The organism is Sphingobacterium detergens, assembly GCF_003610355.1.
Lineage (GTDB): Bacteria > Bacteroidota > Bacteroidia > Sphingobacteriales > Sphingobacteriaceae > Sphingobacterium > Sphingobacterium detergens.
This window is the reverse complement of sequence record NZ_RAPY01000001.1, coordinates 2631673-2644350: the sequence shown is the minus strand read 5'-3', so window position 1 is coordinate 2644350 and position 12678 is coordinate 2631673. Positions and strand designations below refer to the sequence as shown.

Genomic DNA, 12678 nt, shown 5'->3' with positions numbered 1-12678 from the left:
CTTGATCATTCTGTTTAAAGCAGCTGTATTGCTTTAAACAGAATGTGGTTTTGATTTTAGGAATTTGTCTCCGCTTGTATGTGATCGGTTGATGGTCCGGACCCACTGCTGTGTTTCCTTCTTCTTTCCATCAGATAATACAAGGGTGGAAGCATAAACAGTGTCAGCAGGGTAGAAAAGAGTAAACCATAGACGATCACGGTGGCCAGAGGCCGTTGAACATCTGATCCGATACCTGTCGCCAATGATGCTGGAAGTAGGCCAAGTATAGCCACCGTCGCGGTCATCAGTACAGGGCGGAATCGACTGAAAGCGCCTTCAATGACAGCTTTTTCTAAGGCCATTCCATTTTTTCGTAGCACATTGAACTGGGAAAGCATCAATACACCATTTTGTATGGCAACACCAAAAAGAGCGATAAAACCCACTGCCGAAGATACATTTAGGGTCATACTCCGTATATTGAGCGCAAGCATTCCACCAAAGAGTGCCAGCGGTACAATGCCGATAAGTAAGCCGGCCTGTCCAAAAGAACCGAAGGTGCTATACAGCAGGATAAATATAATCGCCAGTGTCAGGGGGACGATGACCGCCAGTCGGCTGTAGGCGCGATGCTGATTTTCAAATTGACCACCCCATTGCAGTCTGATTTTCTGTGGATCGTATTTCAGCTTCTGCACGATTGCCTGCTGGGCTTTGGTCAGGAAAGTACCTAAATCTTGCCCCCGTACATTCAATCTGACGGTCAGCTGGCGGCTATTGCGTTCGCGTGAAATGGTACTTTCTCCGGTATTGAGTTTGACCGTGGCGACTTGCGACAAGGGGATGCGTGTGCCATTATCGGGATACAACATCAGATTGCCGATCTTTTCCGGCGAGTTTCGCTCGTTCTCAGCATACTGACAGGTGATATCGTATACTTTAATCCCCTGATAGACCTGAGATACAGCTTTGCCACCAACTGCAATTTGAATCAGGTCGGTGACATCCGAAATATTCAATCCATATTGTGCAATTTTGTCGCGGTCAACGATGATCTGCAACTGTGGGAGTGGCGGCTCCTGGTCAATGGCCAGGTCAACAGCGCCTTCCACTCCTTTAAGTGTGGTCATGAGGTCTTCGGCAACACGCCGGGTTTCTTTCAGATCATCCCCAAAAAGTTTGACCACGAGTTCGCTATGTGCTCCCGCGATTTTGTCCATGACACCATCGATCATCGGTTGTGAGAAAGCTACATTATAGCCCGGCATTTGGGCATATTCTGCGGCCAGTTCATTGACGAGATCTGTTTTGGTTTTTCCCCATTTCCATGTTTTGTATGGCTTCAAACCCACACTGACTTCGAAGTGTGAAGGGGTCCAGGCGTCGGTACCATCATCATTTCGTCCGGCCTGTACCATGACATAGGAGATCTCTTCGTACTTCAAGGTACGCGCACGCAGGCTGTCGCTCATTTCTTTGGATTTCTCTACCGTGATGCCTGGAGGGAGGGAGACCTGTAACCAGATCGAACCTTCGTCAAGTGTAGGCAAAAAATCTTTACCCACGGATGCTGTCAGTAGTCCTGTCGCTAAAAGAACAAGGCCGAGGGGAACAAACACTCGTCTGGGACGCAGCATTATTTTTTTGATCCGCTGATGGTAAAGCGCCGTTAATTTTTCCAGCCATCTATTGTGATAAACTTTTTGTGGTTTGCGGTAGATGAGGTACGCCAGTCCGGGAATCAACAGCAAGGATACCGCTAGAGCCCCCAATAGCGCATAACCAACGGTATAGGCCATCGGTGTAAACAGTTTCTTTTCTACCCGTTCGAAAGCGAAAAGAGGAAGATAGGCTGTGATAATAATGATGGTGGCAAAGAAAATTGGTTTGGCCACTTCAGCAATTTTCGTTGTTAAGGTCTGCTCGACCAATGGAGCATCGGGTTTTTCTTCCCTTTTTTTCAGAATGGTTTCGAGCATAACAATGGCACCATCCACGATAATTCCGAAATCTATCGCCCCTAGCGATAATAGATTAGCAGGTATATCTGTAAAATGCATCAATATAAAGGCGATCAACAACGAGAGTGGAATGGTGATGGCAACCAATAGAGCACCACGCCAGCTCCCCAGAAAAAGAATCAGTACGAGGATAACCAGCACCATACCTTCAAGCAGCGTTTTGGATACGGTATGCAGGGTGTTGTCGACCAGGCTCGTGCGATCCAGGACCACGTGTATTTTGACATCTTTCGGAAGGATTTTACTGTTAAGTTCCTCGACCGCCGCATTTACACCGGCCAATACCTTGGAGGGATTCTCATGCTTTAATAGCAGTACAATGCCTTCAATATTATCTGAATAGTCTACTCCACGTTTGTCACTGTAGCCCAAGGCGCCTTTACGCGCGAGGTTGCCAAGCTTTACCTGTCCAAGATCCCGCATGTAGATACGGTTTCCATTGACCGATTTGACAACGATATTGCCGAGGTCGTCCAGCGATTTGACAAGGCCGATACCTCGGATCACATAGGATTGGTCGCCACGGTTCATCATGCTTCCTCCTGCATTGGCATTGTTGGCCTCGATCTTTGCGGTTACTTCGCCTAGAGAAACTTCATATTGATCGAGTTTTTTAGGGTCCAGTTCGACCTGAAACTGTGTTGTGATGCCCCCGAAATTGGTTACATCGGCTACTCCCGCCACCTGTTTGATTTTAGGGATAATGACAAAGTTTTGGAGTTCGGTCAATTTCCGTAGATCCTGGGTATTGCTTTCGAGAATATAACGAAAGATTTCTCCTGTCGGCGAGGTAAGTGGATCTAATCCGGGTACTGCCCCGTAGGGGAGACTGAGATCTGCCAGGCGTTCCTGTATACGGGCCCTGGCCCAGTAGTCGTCAACACCATCTTTAAACACGATGGTGACCATGGATAGTCCAAAGGTGGTTTTGCTACGCATGACTTCCATTCCGGGTAATCCGTTGATGGTCTGTTCAATGGGAATTGTTATCTGTTGCTCCATTTCCTCGGCGGCCAGGCCCGGCACCTGAGTGACAATTTGTGAGGACACGTCTGCGATATCGGGATAAGCCTCAACTGAAAGCTGTTTCCAAGCATAATACCCGAAAAATGCAATAAGGAGAAAAGCAGCTGCAATAACCCATCTCTTGGCGATGATCTGGCTAACAAGTTGTTTCATTGTAATACGATTTTTGGATAAAGATTTAGTTGCTTGCTAGTAGATAAAATGCGCCCTCACCGATGATCTGTTCACCGTTGGACAGACCCTGTATAATCTGAATCTGCTCATTTTCGGTGACACCGGTCTGTACATATCGCCTCATAAATGTGTGCGGTGCTAGCTGTACCCAGACAAAGCTTTTATCATTAAATTGGAGTACAGCTTTCGCGGGAATAAATATACTGGCAGCAGCTAGCTGTTCAAATTGCGTATTGACATACATACCGGGTTTGAGCAGCCGATCTTTATTGTCGCATTCAACCAGCACTTCGATATTGCGATTTGCTTCGTCGACAAACTGATTGATATGGACAATCTTTCCTTGCAATCTTTTTGTGGGCTGGTTGTCAATTTGCACTTCGACACTGCGGATCTGATCTATGGCACCGAGGTCTTTTTCCTTGATATAGGCCGAAACCCATACTTTTGACAGTTCGGCAATCCGGAGTAAAGCTGGAGCGTCTTCTTTATTGTATTGGCCAAGGACAATGGTATTGCTGAGGATTTCACCATGGATGGGTGAACGGACGAGCAGGGGCTGACCTAGCACGACCTGCGCCGGGTTGTTGTCATATATTTTTAAAGATGCTGTCGCATTATTGAGCGTCGTCTTGCTAATGGCAAAATTGGTTTCCGCTTCTTCAAGTTCTTTTTGTGTACCGACACCGTGGCTAAGCAGATCTTTTTGACGTTTTAAAACATTTGCTGCCAGGGCATAGGTTTGTTTGGCCTCAAGGTATGTTCGTTGTGCATCGAAATAATCCGAAGAACTGATTGAAAATAAGGCTGTATTGACCGCTACTTTCTGCCCCAGGCTCACGTAGGATCTGACAACCCGCCCCGCAAAGGGCATGGGGATTTCAACATAACTATTGGGGATGATTTTGACCATAGCGGCGGTGCTGAATGTCAACTGATGCGGTTGCTGGACGACGGCGGTACACTTGATCTTGGACAGCAGTGGCGCATGTGCGTTGATCGTCAGGGTGTCACCTGCGAAATGCAGGGCCGAGGAATCGTCCGAAGGTACAGCGGAGCGTTGAGTGCATGCTTGCATGATCGTGAGGGCAGCGATCCAGCCCATGAATCTAAGGGGATGGATAGGAATTTTGATAGCGCGGTTAACCATTGTTTTTAGTTTCTAAAAGCCATCTTCTACCCATTCAAGAACTGTTCAGTGAATGGGCGGTTGATGACCGGCGTTTCTGTTTCTAAAAAATTATGGTGCAAAGCTATCCATGCCTCTGCTGGAAGGCAGTTAGAGAGGCTTTAGAAAAATATTAGAATTTTATTAGAGTGCTGATGGATGGGGTAGATTGATCTGGAATACACTACCGATACCTTTCGTTGAGCGGACAAGAATTTCGCCTTGATGCAGTAGAATAATCTTTTTGGTCAGTGAGAGACCGATGCCATTCCCTTCACTGTAAGCTTTGTTGTTGCCGCGATAGAAAGGGGTAAATATGCGTTCAAGATCCTGAGGCTCGATTCCTATGCCGTCATCTTTAAATTCTAGTTGTATAGACGTTCCACTGGATTTAATCGCTATGGAACATTTTTGGTTATCGGAAAACTTACAGGCGTTTTCAATTAAATTTACAAAAGCGACCTGGAGGAGGTATTCATTGCCGACAATCGAAATCATCTGCTCGTCTTCCAGAGCGGGATCAATAAAAATGTCGAGTTTATAATCGGGATTGGCCTGCAAAATCTGCTGGCAGGCGTCAAGCAGGATTTCATCGACACGTAGTGCTTTGAAGGAAATCTCTGAACTATCGTAACTCGCCTTGGCAAAATCCAGTAGACTATTAAACAGTTTTTTAAGTTTCTGGGCGTCGTTTAGCGTGTTGTCAATGATAACCTTGTATTCAGCGGTGCTTCGGTCTTTATTCGTGGAAATTTCGAGTTCGGTAATCATTGCTGCCAAAGGCGTACGCAGTTCGTGGGAAATATTGGAGACAAAGTGCTTTTGGCCATCAAAGGAGTTTTCAAGACGGTTCAGCATATCGTTAAAGGTGTTTGCCAGTTCGGATAGCTCATCTTTATTACCTGTGCTCTGAAGTCTTGCATCCAAGCTATTGGCCGATATGTTTTTGACTTTTTGCGTCATGGCCTGAATCGGACGGAATACTTTTTTTGAGAAAAATATTCCGGCGGCATAGCTTAAAAAGACCGCAAAAATAAAAACAATAATGATGGTCGATAACAGATTTTGAAGTTTATTGTAACCATACTGATCATAAGCGGCAGCAGTGATGATGAAATTCGCGTTGTTGTATGCATAGGTAATGCCGATCACCTGCCATTTGTCCTGATAAAAGCCAATTTCCTTTTTTTTGACAACATCCCGCAACATAGCCGGCGTCTCCTTGACAAAATCAATGTCTACGGCATCATGGTACAATAGCTTAAAACGGGTGTCATAGATGGCTACTTCAACCTCGTTGAGAATTTTTCGGTTGTTGTGGTAGATATCTTGCAGTGTTTTTCTGTCTACCTGTGCATTTAAAAACAGATTTGCTTTGGTGTAGGCTTCTTTTTTGAGGAGGGCATAAAATTCATTCTCCCGATTCTCTACGGCCGAATAATAAACCGTGCAGGCAAATACCATCAGGATGGTCGCTGTGACGACTGTAAAAAGTATGGTAATTCGCGTTCTGATCTGCATTAGTCCTGTTTTAAAATAAAGCCCATCCCAGATTTGGTGTGGATATATTTTTTATCAAAATCCTTGTCTACTTTTTTTCGGAGGTAATTGATATAGACATCAATAAAATTCGTGCCGGTATCGAAATGGGTTTCCCAAACTTTTTCGGCAATCTCCATTCTTGACAATACACGTTCGGGGTGCAGTAGCAGGTAGTGGAGTAGTTTGAATTCTTTGGGTGTCAGATTGATATCGATATTGTTGCGTCTGACATTTTTGGTATGCAGATTCATTTCCAGATCCGCATAGCGCAGGATGGTTCCTGTAGTGCTGTCCTGTTTCTGATAGCGTTTGAGCAGCACCCGTATCCGCGCCAATAGCTCCCGCATTTCGAAAGGTTTGACTAGATAATCGTCCGCCCCAGCATCAAAACCTTCGATTTTGTCATCTGTGGTACCGAGTGCGGTAAGCATGATGATGGGCAGGTCGGGTTTGATATGGCGGATTTCCTTACAGAGATCAAGTCCGTCCATCTTGGGTAATACGATATCGGTAATAATCAGATCGAAATCGTGCTGCAGGGCCATTTTCTTTCCTGAAATACCATCATAGGCAATGTCGGTCTGAAATTCGTTTTCATCCAGCCCGCGTTTTATTAGTCCCGCGACACGGACATCATCTTCGACTAAAAGAATCTTCATACAACAGCGAAAGATTATTCGTTAATACTTCAACCTCAATATTGACTTCGACCAAAGCGTATGGACGGTATAGGACAAAGTTATCAAATTTACCTTGGTTTCACTATTTAACGGCTGCTCTTTTCAATAAGTTCATATTCTTGCCATACGACAAGAGTAGCATGCGCTAAATCAGCTAACTTTGATGAATAACCAGGTGCCTGGCACCTATAGATCAATGAGCAATGGATAAACCAAAATCAGCAAAATTAGAAGTCATTATTCCTGCGTATCGGATGCACAGTCAAAGTTTTATCAATGTTTTGGATGGTATTACGGAGGAGCACGCACGTCAACGTATCAACGGGCAGACCAACCACATGGTGTGGATGGCCGGTAACTTTGTCAATGTACGTTATGGGATTGCATACATTTTGGGCCTTCAGGAGGAAGATCCCTACCACGACTTATTTTTTATGGGTAAAACATTGGATGAACAATTTAACTACCCAAGTTTAAAAGAATTGAAAGATAGTTTCTATGCCATTTCCCCAAAAGTCTATCAGCGTCTGTTGGAAGTAGACGATGCGCAATTGGCGGAGATTTTCAAAATTGATATGAACGTTCCTTTTGTCGAGGAGAACAAACTCAATTTTATAGGGATGTGCATTGGACGGCAGGATTATCTCTGCGGTCAGATGGCATTGATGCGACGTATACTCGGTTATCCGAGTATGAAATATGAAATGGACGAGCAGATGACCTATTAAGCGTCAAACAGCATAAGCTAGTGTTTTGTAGACAATGTGCTAGCTTACGCTGTTCAAATGCCTTTAGCCCAGATGTGTCAGGATCTCATCGACTCGTTGAAGGGCAATAAAGCGTTCGTGTTCTAAATTAACCTCATGCTGTTCATGTGTCCAGGTCACATGATAGGGAATATGAACACCAAACCCGCCGAGCTCGAGTACCGGAAGGATATCGGATTTGAGGGAATTGCCCAGCATCATAAAGCGATCAGGTGCGCAATCCAGATGCTTGAGTAACTTACGATAGTCTTTTTCTCTTTTATCGCTCATGATTTCGATATGGTGAAAATTGTCTTCCAGTCCCGAATTTTTTAACTTCCGTTCCTGATCCAAGAGATCACCCTTGGTCGCAACGACCAGTCTGTAATTGCCCTTTAGCTGGGTCAGCGTTTCAGTCACACCGGGAAGCAATTCAATGGGCTTCTGCAAGAGTTCATGTCCGATCGCTATAATTTGATTAATGATCTCAACGGGCAGCCTGTTTTCCGAGATTCGATTGGCGGTCTCAATCATACACAACATAAAGCCTTTGATCCCATAGCCGTATAAGTGCAGATTCTTCATCTCGGTAGCGAAGAGCTCCTGTGAGACGGTATGTTGTGGAAGGTAGTTTTCTAAAAGCAGGCAAAATTGTCTTTCTGCTTCCTGAAAATAGGATTCATTGGCCCAGAGGGTATCGTCGGCATCAAAAGCGATGGTTGTTATCTTATTTTTCATTTGTATCATTAGTTGTTCATCAATTATTTTCAATGGTCTTCATGAGCTCGTTTACTCATTAAGTTGGTATTTTAAGGTATTCGTGAGCTCGCTGCGCTCGGTTCACGCTGCCTTCGGCGCATAAGTATTCAAGAGTTCATCTAACCCACTCACATCGAAGAGTCGTCTTGAATAAATCATGCTGTTTTTAAATCTACTTTTGTAATTTTATGAAGCTAATTTCTCAAAAGGAAATCATTATTAAAAGGACATTTGTCCCGGATCATTATGTTAAGAACAAATCAATCATTTTTGGATCGTACGATAACACTTTACGCTCAGCAGCAGCGTCAGGAAGATATTGTGGTCAGAAAGTATACTAAGGGGCAAAACTTATATGATCAGGGGACAGCATCCACCAAGGTTATGGTTATCAGTGAAGGGATAGCCAAGTGTTATTTTACCGAGGCCAATGACAAGGAGTATATCGTTGAATTTCTTTCGGTCGGGGAAATCGTTGGGGAGATCGAAAGCATTCGTCATATTCCCAGTCTGTGTAGTATACAGGCCATGACCGATGTGACGGTCTATGCATTTTCCAAAACGTATTTTAGGGAGCTATTGGAAAGAGATATCACATGGAGCAATATGTTGCTGGATGTGATGGCACAACGTATTGTGCATACCTCGAGCCGGGCATCTTACCAGCAGTTATACAGTCTGGAACATAGTTTACATCGTTTATTGGAAATCCAATCCCAGCAGGATATTGCGATCAAGAAAGAGGATATGGCTGCCTATCTCGGTATTTCGGTCAGAAGCCTCAATCGGGAACTTAAGAAATTCCTAGAATAATTACCCATCCCATTTTTTAGGGCATTCGTCACATTTTTTCTATTTAACTTTTCATTTCTATTAGTATTGTATCATCAAAACCAATCGTAGATGAAATATCCATGTTGGAAAGGCACAAACAATGCGAAGAAAAACTGGATATTCCATTTGACCATTTAACAACAAAATGTGAAGCATTCATGAATACCATTAAATGCAAACACAAATGAATAATTGATTACATTATGAAACTAAAAGATTTTCGAAAAGTAGAATTCTGGTTAGCAACGCTGCTTTTTATTATATTCAGCTATAACCTTGTATCAGACACCAATCAAAGGAATGATGGTGGTATCCATGAACAATTCATTACCGTAGGCATAAGCTATTCCTATTTCTTTAACTTTTTTGTGCCCAAGTTCCTTTATATTTTAGCGGTCTATCTAAGTTTTTTGGCGCTGAATTTTATACTGATCCCCGCAATTATTGATAGGAAACGCGAAGCATTCAATTACTCCCTGATCGTTCTGCTGATAGCTGTCGTTAGCCTTGTTCTAGGTATTGCTAAGACATATAGTCATACCTATGAGTTGTTGGCCTATAAGACAATTCAACAGGGATATAATAGCCTGTTTTTTGATGCATTTAATAAGACGGCATTAATGGTCATCCTTATTTCGGTCTATACCTGCGTGAAGTATTTTATAGCCTATCTGCTCAAAAATATGGATGGAAATGTCACAGGACAAAGACAGATGAAAATAGATCTCGCTTTAGGGATCAGCTTTTGGTTTGTAGGATTATTTTTATGGATTATATCCAGATCAAATTTTCAGCTTACGATTCTCTGGACCATGGTGGTGCTCTCTGCAGTTGGTATTGTGATTTATTCGCTTTACTACCTATTGCCTGAACTGTATAGGCAGCAAAAGAAATTTAGTAGCTATTTTTGGCACATCTTTGTCATTAGTTTGGTCCTCATGTTACCCTTATGTATTTTGGCGTTGTTCTTCTTCAATCGGACCTCCGAAGTAATTTTTATCGTAGCGTTGTTTCATCTACCTACACAGTTATTGGTCAGTATTCCACTTTCATGGTTTTTGTATAGAAAACGTGTTTTACAAAATTCTGAGTTGACCTCACTACGTACCGAACTGGGTAAATCGGATGCTAATCTCAACTTCTTAAAGTCACAGATCAATCCACATTTCCTGTTTAACGCATTAAATACATTGTATGGTACCGCTTTGCAGGAAAAAGCCGAACGGACAGGGGAGGGCATCCAGCGGTTGGGTGACATGATGCGGTTTATGCTTCATGAGAACACACAGGATAAGATTTCGCTGATCCGAGAGGTCGAATACCTGAATAATTATATCGCATTGCAAACTCTTCGGACCTCACAATCTGCCGATATTAAGATCGAAACGTTGATTGAAGAGCAGTTTGAAAATCACCAAATTACCCCGATGTTGCTTATTCCTTTTGTTGAGAATGCGTTCAAACATGGTATTAGTTTACAGAAACCCTCGTATATCAAAATTTCCTTACAGGTCAGGGGGAATGTGCTATTCTTTGATGTCAGTAACAGTATCAATCTCAAAAATGACAATGATCCTGAAAAGTTAAAAAGCGGCGTGGGGCTTGACAATGTACGGAAACGCCTATTGCTGTTGTATAAGGACAGGCATGAGCTGATCATTCGTGAAAATGCACAGGAATTTTTTATCCATTTGACCTTACATATTGACTAGGTAAAAATAGGGAACAGATAGATCCCTTTTGGAAAGAGCTGCTACGAAATGCCAAGGACAAAGCGGAATATTACCCACAATATTTTATATTTGATAAAACAGGAAAATTGGTCGTTGAAAAAGCGCTTCGACCGAGTCATGGACAGCAGCTTTACGAGCAGCTTGACAAGATTTTAAACCAATAATTTGTATGATAGCCATAGCGATAGATGATGAGCCGTTGGCGTTGGAGGTCATTAGCCATCACACGTCAAAAGTTCCCTTTATTGAATTGAGAGAAACATTCACAGATGCATTTATGGCAATCAGTTATTTACAGCGGCAACATGTTGATCTGATTTTTCTGGATATTAAGATGCCTGATATTTCAGGTATCGAGTTTCTGAAAAGCCTGAGTACGGTTCCCATGATTATTTTTACAACCGCTTATTCCGAACATGCTTTGCTGAGCTTTGAACTTGACGCAATTGATTATCTGTTAAAGCCTTTTTCCATGGCTCGATTTCTAAAGGCCTGCAACAAAGCACATGAATTGTACCATCTGAGATCTGCAAAGGCTGAGACCAACAAGGGCTATTTTTTTGTAAAAGATGGCTATGAACATGTAAAGATCGAATTTGAAGATATACACTATATCGAAGCTTCCGGTAACTATACGCAAATACATCTGTCGGATAAACTGATTAGCTCAAGGATCACCATCAGTGAGCTCAGCGAATTGCTGCCAAAGTCTGATTTTGTGCGTTGCCACAGGGCATTTATTGTTGCAAAAGGCAAAATGACAAAGTTTGATCGCGCCCAGATCTGGATAGCTGACAGAATAATACCTATTGGTACCACCTATACAGATCTTAAATTGTATTAATACACAAAAATAAAAGCAATGCAGCACTATAGTATCATGTACCTAAAACTCGTTTTATTTTTTATGTGTGTAACTAGCTATGCGACGGGACAAAATATGGAGAAATCTTTATTAGATAAAACGCTTTCCAGCTATTATTCTAAGGAAAATGAACCTGGGATAGCTGTTGCGATTAGTCAGCATGGACAGATCCGTTACCACTATGCAGTCGGAATAGCGGATCTAAAAACGAAACAAAAGATCACAGAAAAGACCCATTTTCGGATGGCCTCTGTCAGTAAGCAGGTGACAGCGCAAGCTATTTGCAGTTTATTTGCTCAGGGAAAGCTAAAATCAACGAATCAATTGGGACTTTTCTTTGACGATTTGCCCTTGGCTTTGCAGGGTATTACCGTCGCTCAATTACTCCAACACCGTTCGGGAATAATGGATTATGAGGCATTGATACCAAGTGATCGAACAGCACAGGTTTCGGATAAAGATGTGCTGGATTATATCCGGCAGACCGATACTGTTTATTTTCCCTCGGGGAGTCAATTCAGGTACAGCAATACGGGCTATTGCCTGTTGGCTTTGATTGTGGAAAAGGTGGCAAAGGAGTCTTTTGCGGCATTTGTAAAAAAGCATTTGTTTCTGCCGAATGGTATCCGTGATGGAATCGTTTATACTGTTGATTCAAATATCCCCAACCGGGCTTTCGGTTATCATCCTAAGGGGGATACCTTTGTTTTTGCCGATCAGAGTGTGACCAGTGCGACTCAAGGTGATGGCGGAGTTTATCTATCGGCTTTGGAGTACCATCAATGGGCCAATTATTTGCTTCACAAGCGTTTTCCCGAAGCTGTTATACAGGATTTTCTGGAAACAGAACGCCTTCCGGTAAAAGATGGTGTTTCCTACAATTTAGGCTGGTTTATCTATCCTTTGGAGGGAAATAGGCTGTTCTTCCATTCGGGAGAATCAACGGGCTTCCATAATATTGTTTATTTAGATCAGCAGAAAGACCTTGTTATCACTTTATTTAGCAATCGTGATGATCTATTGATTGCGGATGCATTTGACGCGCTGCTTGCTGTACTTAAACTGCCTAAGCCCATGAATCCAAGTGCCCAAAACAAATCTGTTTTTGGCTGGCTAAATGCAGTATATGCGAATTAGCATGTCTGCGG

10 protein-coding genes are annotated in these 12678 nt (G+C 42.9%); 5 read left to right on the top strand and 5 right to left on the bottom strand.

Annotated features, from left to right (window positions below):
- Positions 1–56 precede the first annotated feature (56 nt).
- The 4 genes from DFQ12_RS11340 to DFQ12_RS11325 all read right to left on the bottom strand — a co-directional run bounded on the left by DFQ12_RS11340 (position 57) and on the right by DFQ12_RS11325 (position 6572).
- Positions 57–3182: an efflux RND transporter permease subunit gene (locus tag DFQ12_RS11340; RefSeq protein WP_120259026.1), complete on the bottom strand. Its 3126-nt coding sequence runs from the start codon at positions 3180–3182 to the stop codon at positions 57–59.
- Between the two features lie 25 nt (positions 3183–3207).
- Positions 3208–4353: an efflux RND transporter periplasmic adaptor subunit gene (locus DFQ12_RS11335; RefSeq protein ID WP_120259025.1), complete on the bottom strand. Its 1146-nt coding sequence runs from the start codon at positions 4351–4353 to the stop codon at positions 3208–3210.
- A 162-nt stretch (positions 4354–4515) separates the two neighbouring features.
- A complete protein-coding gene (locus DFQ12_RS11330) occupies positions 4516–5892 on the bottom strand; it encodes a HAMP domain-containing sensor histidine kinase (RefSeq protein ID WP_120259024.1) in 1377 nt (458 codons plus the stop codon).
- Entirely contained in the window at positions 5892–6572 is a 681-nt protein-coding gene (locus DFQ12_RS11325) for a response regulator transcription factor (RefSeq protein ID WP_120259023.1), read from the bottom strand. The genes DFQ12_RS11330 and DFQ12_RS11325 overlap by 1 nt, the downstream gene beginning before the upstream one ends.
- 224 nt (positions 6573–6796) lie before the next feature.
- On the opposite strand from DFQ12_RS11325, the gene DFQ12_RS11320 reads away from it, so the two are divergent.
- The gene (locus DFQ12_RS11320) at positions 6797–7321 is read left to right on the top strand and encodes a DinB family protein (protein WP_120259022.1); all 525 of its coding nucleotides are present in this window, start codon (positions 6797–6799) and stop codon (positions 7319–7321) included.
- A gap of 63 nt (positions 7322–7384) precedes the next feature.
- Here DFQ12_RS11320 and DFQ12_RS11315 read toward each other — a convergent pair whose 3' ends face one another.
- A complete protein-coding gene (locus DFQ12_RS11315) occupies positions 7385–8077 on the bottom strand; it encodes an HAD family hydrolase (RefSeq protein WP_120259021.1) in 693 nt (230 codons plus the stop codon).
- Positions 8078–8344: 267 nt separating this feature from the next.
- Here DFQ12_RS11315 and DFQ12_RS11310 point away from each other — a divergent pair, with 267 nt between their 5' ends.
- From DFQ12_RS11310 to DFQ12_RS11295, 4 genes are all read left to right on the top strand, one after another.
- A complete protein-coding gene (locus tag DFQ12_RS11310; RefSeq protein ID WP_120259020.1) occupies positions 8345–8911 on the top strand; it encodes a Crp/Fnr family transcriptional regulator in 567 nt (188 codons plus the stop codon).
- Between the two features lie 224 nt (positions 8912–9135).
- The gene (locus DFQ12_RS11305; RefSeq protein ID WP_120259019.1) at positions 9136–10644 is read left to right on the top strand and encodes a sensor histidine kinase; all 1509 of its coding nucleotides are present in this window, start codon (positions 9136–9138) and stop codon (positions 10642–10644) included.
- Positions 10645–10834: 190 nt separating this feature from the next.
- Positions 10835–11509, top strand: coding sequence for a LytR/AlgR family response regulator transcription factor (locus DFQ12_RS11300; protein WP_120259018.1), 675 nt, complete (start codon positions 10835–10837; stop codon positions 11507–11509).
- A gap of 96 nt (positions 11510–11605) precedes the next feature.
- Positions 11606–12667: a serine hydrolase domain-containing protein gene (locus DFQ12_RS11295; protein WP_167457242.1), complete on the top strand. Its 1062-nt coding sequence runs from the start codon at positions 11606–11608 to the stop codon at positions 12665–12667.
- The last annotated feature ends 11 nt before the right edge of the window (positions 12668–12678 follow it).

Coding starts and splice junctions, on each gene's coding strand:
- DFQ12_RS11340 (WP_120259026.1), bottom strand. CDS start 3,182: ATGAAACAACTTGTTAGCCAGATCATCGCCAAGAGATGGGTTATTGCA.
- DFQ12_RS11335 (WP_120259025.1), bottom strand. CDS start 4,353: ATGGTTAACCGCGCTATCAAAATTCCTATCCATCCCCTTAGATTCATG.
- DFQ12_RS11330 (WP_120259024.1), bottom strand. CDS start 5,892: ATGCAGATCAGAACGCGAATTACCATACTTTTTACAGTCGTCACAGCG.
- DFQ12_RS11325 (WP_120259023.1), bottom strand. CDS start 6,572: ATGAAGATTCTTTTAGTCGAAGATGATGTCCGTGTCGCGGGACTAATA.
- DFQ12_RS11320 (WP_120259022.1), top strand. CDS start 6,797: ATGGATAAACCAAAATCAGCAAAATTAGAAGTCATTATTCCTGCGTAT.
- DFQ12_RS11315 (WP_120259021.1), bottom strand. CDS start 8,077: ATGAAAAATAAGATAACAACCATCGCTTTTGATGCCGACGATACCCTC.
- DFQ12_RS11310 (WP_120259020.1), top strand. CDS start 8,345: ATGTTAAGAACAAATCAATCATTTTTGGATCGTACGATAACACTTTAC.
- DFQ12_RS11305 (WP_120259019.1), top strand. CDS start 9,136: ATGAAACTAAAAGATTTTCGAAAAGTAGAATTCTGGTTAGCAACGCTG.
- DFQ12_RS11300 (WP_120259018.1), top strand. CDS start 10,835: ATGATAGCCATAGCGATAGATGATGAGCCGTTGGCGTTGGAGGTCATT.
- DFQ12_RS11295 (WP_167457242.1), top strand. CDS start 11,606: ATGGAGAAATCTTTATTAGATAAAACGCTTTCCAGCTATTATTCTAAG.